The sequence below is a fragment of the Planctomycetota bacterium genome (assembly GCA_038746835.1).
Classification (GTDB): Bacteria; Planctomycetota; Phycisphaerae; order Tepidisphaerales; family Tepidisphaeraceae; genus JBCDKH01.
Window position 1 is genome coordinate 1 of record JBCDKH010000057.1, and the last position, 18,258, is coordinate 18,258.

Annotated in this window: 21 protein-coding genes; 7 read left to right on the forward strand and 14 right to left on the reverse strand. The window is 64.5% G+C overall.

The window, feature by feature from the left end; all coding sequences use genetic code 11:
- Both AAGI46_07705 and rpsU read right to left on the reverse strand, forming a co-directional pair.
- Nucleotides 1–247, reverse strand: a 247-nt coding sequence (locus AAGI46_07705; GenBank protein ID MEM1012089.1) for an ATP-binding cassette domain-containing protein, incomplete at its 3' end; no start/stop codon positions are given.
- A 94-nt stretch (nucleotides 248–341) separates the two neighbouring features.
- Entirely contained in the window at nucleotides 342–518 is a 177-nt protein-coding gene (gene rpsU, locus AAGI46_07710; protein MEM1012090.1) for a 30S ribosomal protein S21, read from the reverse strand.
- A 124-nt stretch (nucleotides 519–642) separates the two neighbouring features.
- On the opposite strand from rpsU, the gene AAGI46_07715 reads away from it, so the two are divergent.
- Nucleotides 643–1,041: a thioesterase family protein gene (locus tag AAGI46_07715; protein ID MEM1012091.1), complete on the forward strand. Its 399-nt coding sequence runs from the start codon at nucleotides 643–645 to the stop codon at nucleotides 1,039–1,041.
- Here the strand turns inward: AAGI46_07715 and AAGI46_07720 are convergent.
- The 4 genes from AAGI46_07720 to AAGI46_07735 all read right to left on the reverse strand — a co-directional run bounded on the left by AAGI46_07720 (nucleotide 1,038) and on the right by AAGI46_07735 (nucleotide 4,545).
- Nucleotides 1,038–1,604 carry a nucleotidyltransferase family protein gene (locus tag AAGI46_07720; protein ID MEM1012092.1) on the reverse strand — a complete coding sequence of 189 codons (567 nt, stop codon included), beginning with the start codon at nucleotides 1,602–1,604 and terminating at the stop codon, nucleotides 1,038–1,040. The genes AAGI46_07715 and AAGI46_07720 overlap by 4 nt on opposite strands.
- Nucleotides 1,605–1,607: 3 nt before the next feature.
- Nucleotides 1,608–3,293, reverse strand: coding sequence for a DNA repair protein RecN (gene recN, locus AAGI46_07725; GenBank protein MEM1012093.1), 1,686 nt, complete (start codon nucleotides 3,291–3,293; stop codon nucleotides 1,608–1,610).
- Between the two features lie 3 nt (nucleotides 3,294–3,296).
- A complete protein-coding gene (metG, locus tag AAGI46_07730) occupies nucleotides 3,297–3,677 on the reverse strand; it encodes a methionine--tRNA ligase subunit beta (protein ID MEM1012094.1) in 381 nt (126 codons plus the stop codon).
- A gap of 154 nt (nucleotides 3,678–3,831) precedes the next feature.
- Nucleotides 3,832–4,545, reverse strand: coding sequence for a glycosyltransferase family 2 protein (locus AAGI46_07735; protein MEM1012095.1), 714 nt, complete (start codon nucleotides 4,543–4,545; stop codon nucleotides 3,832–3,834).
- Nucleotides 4,546–5,141: 596 nt separating this feature from the next.
- On the opposite strand from AAGI46_07735, the gene AAGI46_07740 reads away from it, so the two are divergent.
- From AAGI46_07740 to AAGI46_07750, 3 genes are all read left to right on the forward strand, one after another.
- Complete coding sequence (locus AAGI46_07740) at nucleotides 5,142–6,005, forward strand: type II secretion system protein (GenBank protein MEM1012096.1); 864 nt, start codon at nucleotides 5,142–5,144, stop codon at nucleotides 6,003–6,005.
- Between the two features lie 112 nt (nucleotides 6,006–6,117).
- A complete protein-coding gene (locus AAGI46_07745) occupies nucleotides 6,118–7,134 on the forward strand; it encodes a choice-of-anchor M domain-containing protein (protein MEM1012097.1) in 1,017 nt (338 codons plus the stop codon).
- A 2-nt stretch (nucleotides 7,135–7,136) separates the two neighbouring features.
- A complete protein-coding gene (locus tag AAGI46_07750) occupies nucleotides 7,137–7,841 on the forward strand; it encodes a choice-of-anchor M domain-containing protein (GenBank protein MEM1012098.1) in 705 nt (234 codons plus the stop codon).
- A gap of 100 nt (nucleotides 7,842–7,941) precedes the next feature.
- Here AAGI46_07750 and AAGI46_07755 read toward each other — a convergent pair whose 3' ends face one another.
- On the reverse strand, nucleotides 7,942–9,312 hold the full coding sequence (locus tag AAGI46_07755; protein ID MEM1012099.1) for a chloroperoxidase: 1,371 nt from the start codon (nucleotides 9,310–9,312) through the stop codon (nucleotides 7,942–7,944).
- Here AAGI46_07755 and AAGI46_07760 point away from each other — a divergent pair.
- A complete protein-coding gene (locus AAGI46_07760) occupies nucleotides 9,311–9,460 on the forward strand; it encodes a hypothetical protein (GenBank protein ID MEM1012100.1) in 150 nt (49 codons plus the stop codon). The genes AAGI46_07755 and AAGI46_07760 overlap by 2 nt on opposite strands.
- Nucleotides 9,461–9,712: 252 nt before the next feature.
- Complete coding sequence (locus AAGI46_07765) at nucleotides 9,713–10,543, forward strand: PEP-CTERM sorting domain-containing protein (protein ID MEM1012101.1); 831 nt, start codon at nucleotides 9,713–9,715, stop codon at nucleotides 10,541–10,543.
- Here AAGI46_07765 and AAGI46_07770 read toward each other — a convergent pair whose 3' ends face one another.
- Nucleotides 10,544–11,992, reverse strand: coding sequence for a PhoH family protein (locus AAGI46_07770; GenBank protein MEM1012102.1), 1,449 nt, complete (start codon nucleotides 11,990–11,992; stop codon nucleotides 10,544–10,546). It abuts the gene before it with no gap.
- Between the two features lie 110 nt (nucleotides 11,993–12,102).
- Between AAGI46_07770 and AAGI46_07775 the strand changes: the two genes are divergently transcribed.
- Entirely contained in the window at nucleotides 12,103–13,092 is a 990-nt protein-coding gene (locus tag AAGI46_07775; protein MEM1012103.1) for a type I phosphomannose isomerase catalytic subunit, read from the forward strand.
- A gap of 100 nt (nucleotides 13,093–13,192) precedes the next feature.
- On the opposite strand, the gene AAGI46_07780 is transcribed toward AAGI46_07775, so the two are convergent.
- From AAGI46_07780 to AAGI46_07805, 6 genes are all read right to left on the reverse strand, one after another.
- Nucleotides 13,193–13,750, reverse strand: a complete 558-nt coding sequence (locus AAGI46_07780; protein ID MEM1012104.1) for a DUF4920 domain-containing protein — start codon at nucleotides 13,748–13,750, stop codon at nucleotides 13,193–13,195.
- A 63-nt stretch (nucleotides 13,751–13,813) separates the two neighbouring features.
- A complete protein-coding gene (locus AAGI46_07785; GenBank protein MEM1012105.1) occupies nucleotides 13,814–14,038 on the reverse strand; it encodes a hypothetical protein in 225 nt (74 codons plus the stop codon).
- A 23-nt stretch (nucleotides 14,039–14,061) separates the two neighbouring features.
- Complete coding sequence (locus AAGI46_07790; protein ID MEM1012106.1) at nucleotides 14,062–14,835, reverse strand: hypothetical protein; 774 nt, start codon at nucleotides 14,833–14,835, stop codon at nucleotides 14,062–14,064.
- 162 nt (nucleotides 14,836–14,997) lie between these two features.
- Entirely contained in the window at nucleotides 14,998–16,440 is a 1,443-nt protein-coding gene (gene dacB / locus AAGI46_07795) for a D-alanyl-D-alanine carboxypeptidase/D-alanyl-D-alanine-endopeptidase (GenBank protein MEM1012107.1), read from the reverse strand.
- Between the two features lie 37 nt (nucleotides 16,441–16,477).
- On the reverse strand, nucleotides 16,478–17,437 hold the full coding sequence (locus AAGI46_07800) for a hypothetical protein (protein ID MEM1012108.1): 960 nt from the start codon (nucleotides 17,435–17,437) through the stop codon (nucleotides 16,478–16,480).
- 50 nt (nucleotides 17,438–17,487) lie between these two features.
- Nucleotides 17,488–18,258 (reverse strand): ABC transporter permease (locus tag AAGI46_07805; protein MEM1012109.1); only part of this gene is annotated, 771 nt, incomplete at its 5' end.

Below are 18,258 nucleotides of genomic sequence, written 5' to 3' on the forward strand. Positions count from 1 at the left end.
CGGACGGGAAGATCAAACCGAGCAGCAGCTTTATGGTTGTCGACTTGCCGCTGCCATTGGGTCCGAGCAGGCCGAAGACCTCGCCCCGCTTCACGGTCAGATCGAGGTCGTGCAGCGCCGTCACCTTCGGCCGACCCCAGAAGTCCGTGTACGTCTTGCGGAGCCCGGTGATCTCGATCGCGGGAGAGACATTCTGCGCAGCAGGCGAAGTGGAAGGTTCGACAGCAGGCTCCTCGGCGACGGTCATGGGCATCATCAGGCTAAGCGGGCACAACCAGTTCGCCAACGCAAACGCCCCGCCGAACGACGGGGCGTGTTGACTGGATCGCGGACACCGGCGGTCAGCGCTGCGTCATCGGACGGCGCATCTTGCTCTTGCGGCGATTGATCTCGCTGGGCTTCTCGTAGTAAGCGTGCTTCTTCATGTCCTTCACAAGGCCTTCCTTTTCACAGGCCTTTTTGAAGCGCTTGAGCAGTTGGTCGGTGGTCTCGCCACCGCGGAGCTTCACCTTGATCATGCCGGAGCCGTTTCCTTTCGAGATCTCGTCATCACGTACCTCGCTGAGTGTGTGCAGGCAAAGGACCGTTCCTCCGCCGGGCCTCCATGGTAGCGGCGGTGGTCAGAACGTCTACGGTCCGCTCGTGTCTGATCGGCCGAGCCACACGACCAGCCTCCGCGTCCGCTACACCGAGGTCGACGCGATGGGCTATCTCCACCACAGCCGATTCCTCCAGTACTTCGAGATCGGCCGGGTCGAGTTCCTCCGCCACCTCGGCGTTGCTTACGCGGACCTCGAGAAACGCGGCATCTACTTCGTCGTCACCCGGGCCGAGGTCCAGTACAAGAAGCCCGCCCAATACGACGAGACGGTCACGCTGACCACGACGGCTGAGCGGCAGACGCGTGTCAAAATCGAGCACAGCTACGCGATGACCCGCGGCGACGACCTCTTGGCCACCGGCCGAACGACCATCGCCTGCATCGACACCGACGGCCGACCACGCCCAATCCCAGACGAATTGTCTGGCTTCGGTGGCTAGCCGTGCGGGTCGTCCAGGAGCTCTTTAAGGCGTGCAGCCAATTCGGGCTGGAGACGATCGAGCCAGGTCTCGTCGATCAAGCCAATGTCGATCATGTCGCGGACGTGGACGCGGTCGACGATGCGATGCTGCCCGAGCTTGACGGTGACGAGGTCGATCAGGGGAAGCACCCGCATCCCTGAAAGACGATCGAAGTTCTTCGGACCAGGATGGACGATTCGAAGCTGTGGGTCGATCGACACTCCAGCCCGCACGAGGTCCACGTCGAAGCGTGGCTTCGGCTCCGAACGATCGTGAAACGAGATGCCCGCTTTTCCCTCGTACTGAATGAACCCAGCAGCTGCCAGAGCCTCCGAGGCTCGACGCAGGTCGTCCCAGTGCAGTACGACGTCGACGTCCCGCGTGTTGCGGACACCAGCCTCATCGACTGTCGCGACGTGAGCTGCGACGGCATTACCGCCGATCACGGCGTACGGAATCTCTTCGTTTTCGAGTGCTGTCGTGACTGCAAAAAGCCGCTGTCGGACCTGTTGAACGGCCGCGATAGCCCGGTTGATGCTCATGATTCACGTGCTAGCCACGGCGAACTCTGCTCGGGCGAAGTCGAGCAGCTCCTTCGCCTGGGCCCGGGTTGTCTTCGTGATCGACTTGCCGCCGATCATGCTGGCGAGTTCTTCGAGACGGTCCTTGCCCTCCATCAGCCGAACGGTCGTGTTGGTGTCGTCGGCCTGGTGCTTCTCGACCACGAGGTGCCGGTCGGCGTAGCTGGCAATCTGCGGCAGGTGCGGGATGCACAAGACTTGGTGGCGGTCGGCGAGCTTGCGGAGCTTGTGGCCGACGACGCTGGCGAGCCGGCCGCCGACGTTGGCGTCGATTTCGTCGAAGACCAGCACGCTGACCTTGTCCTCCTCGGCTAGCACCTGCTTGATGGCCAGCAGGATGCGCGACAGCTCGCCACCGCTGGCGACCTGACGCAGCGGCTGTGGGTCGAGGCCGGGGTTGAGCTGCGTGACGAACTCGACGGCGTCGCTGCCGCTCGGTCCCGGCTCGGGCAGGGCGACAAGGTCGACGCGGAAGCGAGCCTTTTCCATGCCGAGTTCGGCGAGCTGCTCGTCGATCACCGGCCCGAGCTTCTTCGCCGCACGCTGCCGCTTCTTCCGCAACTCCGCCGCACGCTTCTGAAGCTGCTGCTCGAGTGGGGCGATCTGCTCTCGAAGTGTGCCGAAGTCGGTCGACTGGCCTGCCAGCTTTGCGATCTTCGCGGCGAGGTCACGCTGCGTGGCGAGCGCGTTCTCCATCGTCCCGCCGTACTTGTGCAGGACGCGATGGACGGCCGTCAGTCGCTCGTTGACCTCCGCTAGCTCGGCCGGGTCGAGATCGAGCTTGTCGAGGTAGCGGCTCAGGTCGCGAGCGGCTTCTTCCAGCTGAATCGTGCCGTTGCGGACGTTCTCTGCGATCGGAAGGACGGCAGCGTCGAGGCTGCCGAGATCGTCAAGGGTGCGGGTGATCGTCTTGAGCCGATCGACGATCGAGCCGTCTGCGTCGTAGAGCTCGGACTGCGTCTCGGCCGAGTCGGTCTTGAGCTGCTCGAGGTTTTCCAGCACGCCGGCGCGCGACTGAAGCTGCTCGAACTCCGCCGGGTCCAACTCGGCCGCTTCCAATTCGTTCAGCTGAAACCGGTAGAGCTCCAGAGCCTGCTCGCGCGACTCGCGGTCGCGGTCCAGATCAGCCAGTCGTCGGCGGGCCTGCTGCAGATCGTCGAATGTCTTGCGATACGGCGACCGGTCGATGCCGGCGAAGGCGTCCAAAACGTCGAGTTGATTCGCCGGCTTGAGCAGGAAGGCTGAGTCGTGTTGGCCGTGAACGTCGACAAGGCGTTCGCCGACGGCCTTGAGCTGGTCGCGCGTGATCGGGTTGCCGTTGAGGCTGACACGTGTCCGTCCGGTCTTGAAGAGGCGCCGCTGGACGATTAGGCCGTCCTCTTCCGCGTCGGTCAGCGGCAGGTCGACGATCTGGCGGACCGCGTCGAGGCTGGTGTCCGACAGTTCAAACACACCGGTGACGTGGCCCTCTTCAGACCCTTTCCGCAGCAAGTCCGCCGCACCCTTCAGACCCAGTAGGACGTTGACCGCGCCGATGACAAAGCTCTTGCCGGCACCCGTTGCACCGGTGAAGCAGTTGAGCCCGCCGACCAGCTCGACCCGAGCCTCGGCAATGACCGCGAGGTTGAGGATGTGCAGTTCGCGAAGCACAGCTCAGCCGACGGACGCTCCCGCCTCGATCGAACCGTGTGGCCCGACGACGACCACGGTCTCGTGGCTGGCGTCTCTGGCGGCGAGGAGCATGCCCTGGCTGATTTCGCCGCGCATCTTGCGTGGTGCGAGGTTGGCGACGACGACGATCTGCTTGCCGACGAGATCTTCGGGCTCGTAGATGCCCCGCAGCCCGGCGCAAATCTGTCGGCCTTCGGGCGTGCCGTCGTCGAGCTGGAGCTTGAGAAGCTTGTCGGCGTTCGGATGTGGTTCGCACGTCTTGACCGTCGCGACGCGCAGGTCGAGCTTCAGAAAGTCGTCGATGGTGATCTCGGGCTTGCCAGTCGGTTCGGGCGTCTCGGTCGGTGGTGCGGTGTCGCTCATGTCGGACGGTAGAGCGATCACGTCGAGATCAATGCGGGGTCACCGAATGACGAGAGGACCGAAGCCGTGGGCAGAGCGCAGCGTCGCCCCGGGTCGGCGCCCTGAACCAGACCGAGGGCGACGCTGCGCTCTGCCCATGGCTTCGACTGCTCATCTACAGCTTGCGTCGGACCGCACTGCTGAAGATGACCCAGAGGATCTTCGTGCCGGCTTTGAAGGTGCCGCGGATGGTGCCGGTGATTTTGCTCGTGCCGATGCGAGGGCGATACCGGGCGGGAATCTCGCGGCACCGCAACCCGAGCTTCGCGGCCTTGACCTGCATCTCAACGGTCCAGCCGAACGTCGGGTCTTGCATGTTCATGCGTTCCAGTGCGTCCCACGACACGCAGCGGAAGGGTCCGAGGTCGGTGAACGTCACGCCGTAGAGCCGCTTGATCAGGAAGCACGAGAGCTTGTTGCCGAAGATGGCCTGAGGCAAAAGGGCACCTTTGGGCTGTTTGACGAGCATTCGGCTGGCCAAAACAAGGTCGGCCTCGCCGGAGACCGCAGGCCCGACGACTTCGCCCAACTGCTCTGGATGGTCGCTGAAATCGGCATCGATGAATGCGACAGCCTGCGGCGGGTCCTTGGCGACCTCCGCCAACGCGGCCAGGCAGGCAGAGCCGTAGCCCTGTCGCGGTGCGGCAACGACGGTCGCACCCGCGTCTCTGGCGACCAGGGCCGTTGCGTCCGTCGAGTTGTTGTCGGCCACGACGACGCGCCGGTGCCACTGCGGCGGCAGGGCCTCGATGACCCGCCCGATGCTCGCCTCTTCGTTCCAAGCCGGAATGACGACATCGACCGAGGCCCGTTCTGCAAGAGATGCCATCAACCGAACATTACGTTCAACACCGTCGAAACTATCTTGACAAGCCGAGCGAATTGTCTAACGCTCTTCCCGCGAGATGTTTCCACGCTGGCCATCCTTACGCCACCTCCGCACGCTCTGCGTTGTCGGGCTGGTGGTGCTGGCCTACGCAGGACACCTTGCTTTGCCCGTGTTTGCTGGCAATCACGCCCACAAGCAGAGTGCTGAGCAAGCGGCTGAGCCAACTGACCACCACGGGTCGTTCTGCCACGCTCACAGGCACGAGCACCACCCCAAAAAGCCGGCGGGGTCTGACGACACGTCTGACTGCAAGGTCTGCACGCAGCTCGCACTGCTTTCTGCCGGTGTTCCTGTCGCGCCGTCAACGCAGGTTGTAGCGGATGTTTCTGGTCCCTGCGGCTCGATGATCATGTCTGGGTCGCGGATTCTTGATCTGCACAATCCGGGCTCCGTGTCGGCCCGAGGTCCTCCGATGTCCGTCTGAACGACTGTTCCTCGTGGCCACGCTGGCCGCCTGGTTCCTGACGTGATCTTGCGCCGTTTGCAATCGGTCGCCTTGACGACCGACTACGTCTTCAGCCATCGGAGTCCCATTCGTGTACACATCCCGCTCTGCCCCACAACGTCCTGGTTTCACGCTCGTCGAGCTGCTGGTCGTCATTGGGATCATTGCGTTGCTCGTCGGCATCCTGTTGCCGACGCTCAGCCAGGCCCGCGTGTCTGGCCAGCAGGTGGTGTGTGCCAGCAATCTCCGTCAGCTGGGCGTTGGCATCAGCCTCTACGCAGACGACAACAAGGAGTGGTTCCCTCAGTCGAGCCACGATCACCTGCACGGCATCATCCCCGCTTGGACACAAGCCGGCGTGCCGCTGGAGTTGAACTCGTGGATTCACACGATGCGGGAGTACATCGCGAACGTCGACGAAGTCCGTGTCTGTCCGGCCCACCAGTCGGCGGACAAGCTTCTGGAAACGACACAGACTGCGGTGCTTCCGGACGGTGAGACGGTCGAGCTCGGTCTCGGCACGGCTTACTTGTTCAACTACTACTTGATCACGGAGTTCCAGCAGCAGCCGAGTGGTTCGCTCGTCCCGGTCACGGTCGCCGACTGGCGCCGCCGGATCGCTCTTGAGAATCCGGTCGACACGATCGTGCTCATGGAGGCGAGTGAAGTCGACGTTGCCAAGCTCAACGAGACCAACGAGGACTTTGATCACACGGACGCGGATCGGTGGTTCACTTCGTCGAACGAGGCGAACTGGGCCCAGATTCTCTCGGAAGTCTCGCCTGACCGGCATGTCACCAACCGGTCGGAGCGAAACGACGCGGGACGAGCGAACTACCTGTTCGCCGACACGCACGTTGCACCCATCGAGGCTGCGGCGATCCGACGTCAGGTCTTTGATCGCTTCGACTTTTCGATGCCGCCCAACGACCGCGTGAGCGCGTTCTTCCCCTGAATCCGCTGTGGCTTTGGGCCACAGAATGGTGTCTACCGACTGAGGCGTCTGCCCGCAGACGCGACTCGCGTTGGGTTTAGACCACACTGGTGCCGCTTTTTCAACACAGATCATGAGAGCAACTGCTTCCACCATTTTCGCGATCGCCGGACTCACCGCCGCCACTGCGTCTGCGGACTCGCTGAGGCTGTCGAGCCCGGTCTACACGCTGACCTTCGGAGTTGATGCGCCGACGCCCGGCTTCGATCCGATCGACGCGGAACACATCGACTTCAACGCCGTGTACCAGTCCGGCGGGACGTTCGTCCCGACCTACGAGCCCATCGGCGGGCTTCCCGCAGGCACACCTGCCAACAACAGCCTGATCGTCAACGGCAACTCGCAGATCAACGTTCCGTCAGGCGGCTTCCCGTCGTCGTTCGACTTCATCGGCGCGACGCCCGGCGAGTCGATTTGGCTTATTCCCCAGGCAGCACCCAGCCCGTTCGACCGGTTGTGGTTCGGCCTTGGCAACGAGGAAGTGTCGCCCGAAGCACGCCAGGAACTGATCAGCTGGAGTCCCAACGACCCTCGGCTTTCACCGATCGAACTGCCGTGGATCGAGTTCCGACTTCGTGACGTGCGTGCCCCATCGTCGGCCGGGCAGTTCTCCGCCTACCAGTCCGGCGGCGGCAACCTGACCACTTGGATGGCGACCACCGACGGCATCGGCGATGAGGATGCCATCTGGGTCCAGGAAGGCGCCCACGGCCACTACAACTTTGCGTTCACCGAACAGGGCGTCTGGGAGATTGACCTTCAGGTCTTCACCGAAACCAACCTCGAACGCCTCGCCGGCGACGCCGACCTGGACGGCGACGTCGACCTCGCAGACTTTGGCCGGCTTCGCGCTGGCTTTGGCACCTTCACCGACTGGTCGCAGGGCGACTTCGACGGTGACGGCACCGTGACCCTGGCAGACTTCGGTCTGCTCCGTGCGAACTTCGGCCAACCGGGCCAGATCGCCGCTCTCGACGCGTGGTACACCACCGTCGTTCCCGAACCTTCGGCCGCGGCGTTCGCGGCTGGATTTCTTCTGCTCGCTCGGCGACGCCGACGAGACACCGCTCCCGTCTTCCGGAGACATTGACTATGCATAAGTCCACCATCACTGCCGCGGCTGTTGTCGCGCTTTCCGCTTCCACGGCCTTCGGCCAGGCGTTCCTCGACGCCGGTCACTTCGATCTCGAGATTGAGACCGAGATCGAGGGCAACGTCGTTGAGGAGGTCAAGTTCGCCATCAAGAACAAGGACTTCCCGGCCAGCCCGTTCCTCGAAGAGTACGAGCCGGACGAGGCCTTCCTGGTCCCGACCAGCTTCCGCACGCAGAGCGGCGCACTCGGCGGCATCGCCGACGGCGCCAGCGTCTTCTTCGTTCCTGAGGTTCAGGACCCGGCCACGCTGTGGCTCGGCCTGGCCAGCGACGACACGCCGCTGGGCGTTCTTGAGAACGACCAGTACGAGGTCGAGCTGGTCGGCTTCACCGGTCCCGCCGGCGGCACCTTCGTCGCCAGCCAGGACGATGGCTTCGGTGGCAACACCATCTTCATCGACACCAGCGACGGCATCGCCAACGACTCGATCCTGATCGCACCGGTCGGCGACAACCACTACGAGTACGCGTTCGACACGCTCGGCAAGTACGAGCTGACCTTCCGCGCCTCGGCCACGACGACGTCGGCGTTCGGCGGCTCGCCCATCTCGGCGACCGGCACGTACACCTTCTTCGTCCCTGAGCCCGCGACGGCCGGCCTGTTCGGCATCGCAGCGATGGTCGGCCTGCGCCGCCGCCGCTAATCGGGGCTTCACAGCGATCTGGGGGGAATCACGGGCGGAACGCCAGTCTCGGCGTTCCGCCCGCTTTGCGTCTCGACGCGGCTCGTCGAGTAGGACGCTCTCAGTTCCGTCGTCGACGCACCAGCAGACCCGCCGCACAGAACACTGCGATGCCAAAGGTGGGCTCTGGTATCGCAACGAACGGCGACGCGAACACCGCCGCAGCGATGTTGTCGCCGACGATCTGGGCTTCGGTGTCGTCGAAGTTCCAGTGGATGCCAAGGTAAACCCGGCTCCGCCCGTTCTCGGCCATCGCTTCGCTGAAGCTGTCGAAGCTCCGCTCCAGGCCGCCGAGCTCTTCGCTGGCGAGGAGGAAGCTGATGTCGTCGGTGCCGTAGAACTCCTGCAAAGCACCGAAGATCGCACCGCCGAACGTTGCATGGCCGGACAGGTACGTCGGGAAGGGCGGCGTGAACCCGACGCCGCCGTCGTCATCGGGCGCACCGAGCGGCGTCCAGTCCGGATCGGCGACCGTCAGCGGATTGCCGTCGGTGTCGGCCTCTCGAATGCCGGTGACCGGGCGCCAGAAGTCGTGCTCGAACTTGCTTCGCCACGCGACCACACCCGCGTCCGCCGTCGCCACGGCCGCCTTGGCGAACAGCTCGGCGTTCTCTTCGAGCGTGTTGCCTTCCTGGACGGCGATCGTCGACAACGCCTGGTTGTACAGACGCATTGGCGTGCCCATGCCTTCGCGGTCGTACGCCCAGAAGAGCCCGATCTCGGTCTGCTCGTCGGTGCGTGTCGTCGAGTCGACGCTGCCCAGCGATCTCACCTCGTTGAACGCGTCGGCGTACTCCTGGCTTGTCAGGTCCGGCATGGCCGGCGGGGCGAAACTTGACGGCGATGACAGGGCAAACGTTGCGACGCTGCCCCAGGCCGGGCCCCAGGCTTCCTGACCCGGGTTGACCGGATCGGGCTGCCAGTGTCCGGGCTCGTTGGTGTGCGTGTATTGAACGGACGTGTCCCAGCCGTCGTTGGCACGGTTGGCGAGAATGCTGTTGCCGATGAGCTGGCCGAGTGCGAGGCCGTCGGTTTTCCCGAGGCCGTCGGGCGTGGCGGCAAGGGTCTGATCGAGCAGCGGACTCATCATGCTCGTGTGTCCGACGTAGCTGCCGGCCATGACCGTGTGGGCTGCGGCGGCCATCGCGACATTGCGATCGGCCGTCTGTCCAAGGGCCGAAGCAGTGGAGCCGTAGCCGTAAAAGGAGCTGCCGAAGCTCGGCGTCGTGAGGGCCAGACCATCGTGCAGTGCCAGGTTCAGCATTGCCAGATTGCGGCTGGCCATGCCGGGGTTCTGCAGTTCGGTGTCAGCGACGAGGACGTCGCACGCGAGCGCGTTCCAGTCGAGAACCAAGTCCGCTGCCGCCGGCGAAGCGGCGAGAACGACGCACATCGGCGCAGCAGACAACTTTGCGAGTTTCCAGTCGTTCATGATTCGCTCTCCAATCGAAAACTACCGGGTGGCAGGGCTCACGACAAAGCTCTTCTGGACGAAAAGCCCCGGACTTGTCGCGGCGACCGTCCGCAGCAGCGGCAGCCGAGGAGTAGAACGCCCCGGCACCACGCATATTCCGACCTAATCAAAAGTTTCTTGTCTGCGGCATTCAACGAGACGACTCGCGTGTGCAAACCGAGTATTGGACGCTGCTTACGACGGCTTTTGCTACACGGCGTTCTTGGCCCTGCCTGAAAGCGTGTTATCTTGCAGGATGCGACGCCTTTCGAGCACGATTTACCAGGATTGTTCTGAGAATTGCCGCGCCGACCAGTCCGGCCCACCCGCGTTCCGAGTCCTCTTGGCAAGCGCAGCAGCGGCGGCATTGTTGTGCCCCGTGACGGCCGCAATGGCTGATGAGGTCTTCTTCCCAGACTTCATCCTCACACCCGGCACGTACAACGACGACACGTCGCTCGACCGTCGCTATGCGGGCGTGAACACCGTCGGCGGCCCGCTGATCGCGGAGTTCGGCAGCTTTCGCCTCGATGGCTCGCCCGACCCGACCATTTCCGTCAGCACGGGCGACACGCTGGTCATCACGTTCCGGCCCGAGCCGGGCAATCGCTTCGTGCTCGACTCGCCGGGCCTCTTTGCTCTGAACTTCGGGACGACCGGCACCACGCAATCCAACGTGATCAAGGGAAACGCCGACGTCACACTCGACGACCCGGACTTGGAAGCAATCGTCATTGGCCACACACGCCCAGGCGGCACGCCGAGCGACAAACCCTTCACGCGCGACTTCCTCGGCGATACGAGCACCTCGACCGTGCCGTTCGCAAGCGTTTTTGTCAGCGGCAGGACAAACGAGTCCGACGAACTTCGCGTCAACTTCAGTACCGCGCTTGGCGGATCTGCCATGTCGCTCAACGGCCCCAACGAGCCGATTGAGTTCGACGCCATCGAGATTCGCCGCACGATCGGCAACGGCATCGGAACCGACCTGTCCAACCCGTTCTTCCCGCTGCCGATCGATCTCGGCCCGCAGACGTGGGAGATCGGTACCGACATCGATTTCCTCCGCTTCTACACCCAAAAGCAAGGCCAAGACGGCGGCCTGTCGGTCGTGCCGATTGTTCCCGAGCCCGCCACCGGTGCTCTCGCCGCAACGGTGCTCGGCGGACTCACGCTGCGTCGCCGGCGGTCGCCGAATCCGTCGAAGTGATCACAACGCCTCGGCCGCAAGGCTGGCCAGTTCGCTGCGCTCGCTCTTGGCCAGCGTCACGTGCCCGACGAGTCCACGACCCTTGAGCTTCTCGACCAAATACGTCAGACCGTTGCTGCTGGCGTCGAGGTACGGATTGTCGATCTGCGTCGGGTCGCCGGTGAAGACGAGCTTCGTGCCTTCGCCGACGCGACTGGCGATGGTCTTGATCTCGTGCGGCGTGAGGTTCTGCGCTTCGTCGACAATCATGAACTGCTCGGGAATGCTCCGTCCGCGGATGTACGTCAGCGGCTCAAGAACCACCGTGCCGTCGCGCATGAGGGTCTCGACTCGGCTCTCGGCACCCTTCATCTGCTGCTTGTGGTCGGCCGCCTTGTCGTCCCCGCCGTGGTGGACTCGGCCGCCCAGGAGGTACGTGAGGTTGTCGAAGATCGGCTGCATCCAGGCACCGAGTTTCTCGTCCTTGTCGCCCGGCAGGTAGCCGATGTCGCGACCCATCGGCATGATCGGCCGAGCCGCGAGGAGCTTGGTGTACCGGCCGTCGCTGACGACGCGCTGCATGCCAGCCGCCAACGCGAGCAGCGTCTTGCCCGTGCCGGCCTGACCAATCAGGCTGACTAGCCGGACTTCGTCATCCAGCAGCAGATCGAGCGCGATCTGCTGCTGCAAGTTGCGTGGCAGGATGCCATAGACGTGGCGACGCAGCGGCTTCACCGGCATCAGCGTTTGGCCCTCGGGGCCGACGCGAACCAGCGCCGTGTGCGTCGGGTTATCCAGGTTGTGCAGCAGAACAAACTCGTTGGCGTGCAGGTTCTCTAGCTCCAGACGATCGATCTCCACCGGCTCGTCGCTGTGGAAGACGGCGTCGATGAGCTCTGACGGGGCCTGGTGCTCGCGATAGCCGGTGTAGAGGCCGTCGAAGTTGACCTTCTTGTTTTCGTAGTCTTCGACGGGCACGCCCATCGCGTGGGCCTTGATGCGGGCGGCGATGTCCTTGGAGACGAAGACGGACCGCTTGCCCAGGTGCTGCATCTTGATGCTGCAGCGGATGATGTGATTGTCGGCCGTCGGTTCGCGCAGGCCGGGCACGTCGATGCCGTTGGTGTCGAGGATGACCTGCAGCTTGCCGCCGCGTTCGCCGGTGGTCGGGTGGATGACATCCACGCCGTCCGCCAGCACGCCGCGCTGTCGGAAGCTGTCGAGGTGGCGGATCGTCTCGCGAGCCGCCCGGCCGGTTTCGTCGTTCCGGCTTTTGAACGTGTCGAGCTCTTCGATGACCTCGAACGGAATGACCACGTCGTGCTCGTCGAAGACGAAGAGCGCACCCGGATCGTGCAGGAGCACGTTGGTGTCGAGGACGAACGTCTTGACGCTCTCGCCGACCAGCCCCGCACGGCCATCTGCGGTGAACTCGGCGGGCTTCAGAGCGGTGCTGTCGCGTTGGGCCATGTGGCGAATGTCGTTGATCGAGGTCGGTTCCGAAGATCGTGCCTGTACCACTATCATCGGCACGATCCGCGCCCCTTTGAAACTCCCGCCGCGCTAACGCCACCGACAAGATGTCCGACCATCTGACCCAGCCCCTCGCGTTTGAGCCACGACTAGTCCCCAAGATGTGGGGCTCACGACGGTTGGAGAAGCTGGGCAAAACACTCCCAGCGGACGAGCCGATCGGCGAGAGCTGGGAGCTGTTCGACTTCCCGCCCGGCGTCGTCGATGCCGGGTGGACCAGCGCTGCCGTCGCTGGTGGACCGCTCGCTGGGAAGACCTTGCACGATCTGATGGCCGACGACGCGACGCGGGCCGCCATCCTGGGCCAGGCGAAGCCCGTCGAGACGCCCGCCGGGCCGCAGTTTCCGCTGCTGATCAAGTTCCTCGACGCGGGAGATGACCTGTCGGTCCAGGTCCATCCGGACGAGGCTTACGCGGCAGCTCATGCCGACGCGCACCTCAAAAACGAGTGCTGGTACGTCCTGGCCCACGATCCCGCGGCGAGGCTGCTCAAAGGCCTCAAGCCCGGCGTCGATCGCGACGGCTTCGAGCAGGCGATCGCCGACGGCACGGTCGAGTCGCTGATCGAAGCCATTCCCGCGGCCGACGGCGACTGCCACTACCTGCCCAGCGGCACTGTCCACGCGCTGGGCGGTGGCATGCTCGTGGCCGAGGTCCAGACGCCCAGTGACACCACGTACCGCGTCTTCGACTTCAAACGCAAAGACCCCAAGACCGGCGAGGAACGCGAGCTGCACGTCGATCAGGCGCTCGAATGCATCGACTTCGCCGGCACCGGCCCGAAAGCCCCCGACGTCACCCGTGGCGACGGGCGACTCGTCTACGCTCCCCAGTTCACGCTCGACCGAATGACGATTCCCGCCGGTGACGCCGTCACGCTGCCGGATGGCTGCCTCGTGACGATGACCGTCGCGGGTGACGCGACGATCTCAGGTGTCTCAGCGTCGGCAGGTCAGACGCTGCTCGTCCCGGCATCGTCTGGACGCACTGTGACAGCGGCGACCGAGACGACTCTGCTCGTCGCAAGGCCACGATGAGGTTCGTTGCCAGCCCCACCGTCATCCGGAGCGCAGTCGAGGGACCTCGCTCGGTTTTGTTGCGTCGATCGGGCGAGGTCCTTCGACTCGCTTCACTCGCTCAGGATGACGAGTTACCCGAGGGCTGGCCCTTTGACACCATCACGCCCAGCGTCTCGAAGCGGACGATCGTCTGGGGGCCCGTGATCGCAGCGATTTCGGCTGGTGTGGCTCCGTCGTCTTCGGCGTAGTGCCGGGCGTCGGCTTCGCCGATCTGCTCGATCAGCACCTTGCCGCGAGCCAGAACTTGCTTGCGTGCACTGTCAGCCGGGACGAGGACGCCGTCCTTCGGGCAGGTGAGCTTCACGAAGACGCTGTTCGTGTCCACGCCCTTCGTCGGCTTCGGCTCGGTGCCTGACGGAACCAGCTTGACCCAGCAGCCGGCCTTTTGGCAAACGGCGCTGATCTCACCGGCGATCGTGATCTCTTGGCCAGCGAACTTCTGCGGGTCGGCCAGCACGTCCCGCACGAGGACCATGTCCTTCTCTGGCACCAACACCATGCTCGCGTCGTCGATGATGCCAACCGGCATCCACATCGCCGGCCGAGTCGTCGGAAGCGCCGCGACGGCAGTCGAGGCCAGCAGAGCGAAAGCTGCAAGAAAGGCGTGACGGATCATGCCCGAACAATAGTCCCGGTAGCTGCTCCCTTACAGGTCGCGGTTCGGACACCTGACGACGCCTCACCCCATCAAGAACGCAAAAAACCCGCACGTGAATGTCGCCGCCCCGGCGATGATGAACATCGAGCGGGCGAGTCCCTGTCGCTCCATGGCCGGCGTGACCTTCTTGCCCTTGGGCTTGCCCTGGCGTTTGACCTGTGCCGGGTAGACGACAAAGCCGAGGATCGCCAGCACCACGCTCGCGACGGCCGAGATGCCAGCGCCGATCCAGAAAACGTCCGCCATGGCAGAATCGTACCGCGTCGGGGTCACAAGGCCGGCGCTTCGACTTCGGCAGCGCCTTCAGGCTTCTCGAAGACGTCTTCCGATGGTGCGACGAACCGGAGGTCGTCCAGCGTGACCTTGCCGACGGCCTCACCGACGAGGCCTTTGTTCTCGTCCCAGGCAAAAAAGGACCACGTCGGGCTCAGCACGGCCGCGGTCTCGCCGTCGGGGCCGGGGACGTTCGTGTAGTCCTCGTAAACGATCGCCTTTGGCGGATTGGCCTCGGCGGCGGTCTTGCCGTAGGTGACGATGTAGGCCGAGGCGATGAGCTGGTTGTCGTCGTTGAGGTAGAGGATGTACCAGTCCTCGGGGCTGTCACCGGTGCCATCGGTAAAGGTGAGCTTGGCCCGCGTCATCGGATCTTCACCCTCGCGTAGTGGAGCCGACGCCATCGGCTCGAGCACGGCACCGCCGTCGTCGAGCTTGTACGCCATGACCGCGAAGTAGGGCCAGGTCAGCAGCTGGAACCGCGGGATGGGCATCGTCGCGTCCGGCGTGACCCAGGCGGTCTGGCCGTCGAAGACCGCCGTGTCGCCGCCGGCTTCGATGCGGACGAGCGCACCGTTCGAGTGGAAGGTCATGTCCGCTCCTTCGAGCATCGTGTTGCCGCCGATGTTGACGGTGATGGGTGACTGGAGCACGAGACCGCTCGGCAGCGCGTTTCGGCCGTGGGCGTCGGCGACATCCTGGGCGAGGTCGGCGTGAGCGACGCCGGTCGCGGCGAGGGCGGCGGTGACGAAGGAGAGGACGCGGGTCATGACGCCAGCGTACCAGAGACTTCGATGAACATCGAAGTCGCGAAATCCGGATCGGATTCCTCTGTCATCCCGAGCGCAGCCGAGGGACCTCGTAGCGGATCTGTGACGACGACCGAGCGAGGTCCTTCGACTCGCTGCGCTCGCTCAGGATGACAGAGATGTTCACGGACTGTGCTTGTCAACCGCGGCAAAGACGGCTTCCTGGGCGGCTTTGGCTCGCCAGATGTCGGCACGGGGGCAGTCGTTGACGAGAACGCTGATCGCGTACCAGTCGCCGTCTTCTGTTTGAAGCAATCCGCTCATGGTGCTCACGCCGCGGATGTAGCCAGTCTTGCCCCAGACCCGGCCGTGGAGCGACGGGCGATCGCGAAAACGCGAACGCAGCGTGCCGTCACTGCCGGCGTCGGAAAGAGCGGTTCGGTATGCGCCGTGGCCGGGCGAGGCGTGACGATCGGCGAGGGCGGCCGTCAGCGCCTCGGCCGTCATCTGGTTGAGCCGGCTCATGCCGCTGCCGTCGTCGAGAAAGAGGCCCGTCGTATCGACGCCGAGCGAACGGAGATAAGCCAGGACCGCATCGCCGCCGTTCTGCCAAGAACCAGGCTTGCCCGTCGCACGATGGCCGAGCAGCTTGATGAACGCCTCGGCATAGAGGTTGATCGAGTCCTCATTGGTCCGTGCGAGCACCACGCTCATCGGCGTCTCGTGGACGGCCGTCAGCTGCCAGTCGTCGAGCGGTGCTCGCGGGAGACGCGCGACCTGCGACACGGCAACGCCCGCGTCGACGAGAGCCTCGGCAAAGACGGTGGCGAAGTAAGCGGTGGGATCGTCGACGGTGACGCGGATCGGGCCTTGCTCGCGCGCATTGGTCTCGCCGCCAACGACGACCTCGTTGGTGCCGAGGCGACGCGTTGCGACGACGGCGTTCTTCTTGCCGACTTTCACTCGGCCTTCGACGTCGACGTAGTCGGTGTCGGGCGTGAGCTGAAGGTCCATGACGCTGCCGGACCTCGTGAGCGACAGGCCGACGCAGTTGAGGTTGAAGTTGAGCGCACCAACCTGGGCTTCGTACCAGAGGTGTTTTTGGTTTTCCGGCCAGTTGGGGTGGTCGTAGGTGTCGTCGAACAGGCCGTCGTCGACGAGGAGTTGGCCGACGGTCTCGACGCCCGACTCGGCCAGAAACTTCGCCCAGCTGTCGAGGACGCGTCGGACGTCGTCGTCCAGCGCGCTGTCGCCGAAGCTCGGATCACCGCCGCCGACGACGAGGACGTCGGTCGTGCCGGAATCCTCGTCGCGACGCAGGTAGAGCCGCGTTTCGAACCGGTAGTCATCGCCAAGTCCGGCCGATGCGGCAGCGGTGGTGACGACCTTCAAGTTGCTCGCCGGAATCATTGGCGACGACCCGCGGCGATCGAGCACCACGCTCGGCACGGATCCGGCTTCGCCTGCGTCGCCGAGCCGCACGATGCGGACGGCAGACGTTGCGGCCTTGGGCAGCATCGCTAGCGCCTTATCGACGTCTTTGCCGAGTGACGACGCACGCGCAGTCGCCGGAAACAGGGCGGCGACCGAAATCAGAATCAGGCAGTACGTCCAAAGTTGCCGCATGCGCAGCCTCCGTGCTGGCGAGTGTGAAAAGACTGGCTCAATCGTCGGCGTCATCCGTGTCGCCGGGCTCGGGAAGGTCGGGCAGGTCTGGCGGATCGTACGGCGAGATGCCGTCGAGTGTGACGAGGAAGAGCTCTGGACTGATCTGGTGTGGCCTGGTCGCGTGGTCGTAGCGAATCTGCCGCTGCAGCGTGTGGATCGTGTCGACGTCCTCACGGAAGCAGAGCAGGATGTCGCGATTCGGCACGGCCGCGACGTACGGGTTGCCCAACACCTCGCGTAGCCGTCGCTGCAGACCTGGCAGGAGCAGACGACTCGCGTCGAAGCCGTCGAACCGCTGAAACAGGATCAGGCTGACGTCACCCTCGTCATCGTGCGCGGCGTGGCCGCTCATCTGCTCGCTGCGGTTCTGGAGGTTGTCCATCGCCAGGGCGTCGAGCTCGTCGAGGTCGAGGCCCCAGCGACGAAGGAGCTTCCGCGGCACATAGCTGATCGTACGGTCGCCGTCTATGACGTAGCCGACGCGCAGCCCTGGGACCAGCGGCCGACTGGCGAGGGCGTCGTCCGGCTTGGTCGGGCGAAGCTTCGGTTCGACGAGGACGGCCTTGTCGTGCTCGGGCGACTCGTCGAGGTCCTCGCCGACATCATCCGCCTCGTGCGTCGGCATCGGGATGAGCACCGGCAAGATGCGCTCGCGAACTTCGTCAAGATCCGCGCGACGATCGGGCGTGCCTTCGCCAGCACGCAGCAATTCGACGGCCCAGCGCTCGACCTGGTGTTGCAGGTCGCCGGGCTTGAGCTTGGCGATGCGGTAGAGGTGCTCGAGACTCGCGACCTGCCCGTTGACGCGAACGCTGAACGACTGCGGTGCACGGCCGATCTTGACCAGCGGAAAACGCCTGCGGACGCGGTCGATGACCGTCTGCGCGAAGCGGTCGCGACTCATGGCCCCCGTCGGCTCGGACGGCTCGTCGCCTGGCTGAGCGTCTTGCGCCATGGATGAAGGTTACGAGGCCGAACAGGCGAGACCAAACAAATCAATCGACCTCAGCCCTCGTTCCCGCCGAGGTCGCGCGTGACAAACGACGCCCGGCCGAGGAGCAAGATGAACGTGACGTACGCGACGAAGTAACCCAGGGCCGTGGCGACGTAGAGCCAGACGTTCGCGACGCCAGGGGCATTTGGGTCGCCCGCGAAGCTCGTCCCGCCGACACCGATCGTGCCGTAGACGGTGTGGTCTGTCAGGTCGAAGACGCGGAGGAACGGAAGCAGCGTATTGACGCCTTGGCCGATGATCGCAACGGGCCAGCTGCCAGAAGCGAAGGCAATGTCGAGATAGGCGGTGAGGTTGCCGGCGACGTAGAGCAACAACGTCGCCGGGAGCGTGAGGGCGATGCCGAAGCGCGTCGAGAGCGCGACGCCGATCGCGACGAGCGTCCCGACCTGCAACCACGCCAAAACCAACTGCGGCCAGAGTCCGGCCAGGTGCATCGAACGCAGATCGCCCAGCTGCGTGATCTGCGTCGTCAGGATCGGATCGGGCGGAAGGTTGAAGTCGCCGGGAATGCGACGCCACGTCAACACCGCCATCACGACGCCGAGCGTCAGCACCGCGAGCCCGACGGCGGCGAAGAGGCCGAGGAACTTGCCGACGAGGGCCTCGCCTCGGCCGACAGGCTTGCTCATCAACGTGAGCATCGTCCGGTCCTCGATCTCGTCGTGGACGGTCCGGCCAGCCGCGATGACGCCGATGATGAGCGCGATCGCGATGACCACGTCCAGCCCGACGGCCTTGTACATGACCACGTCCTCACCGAG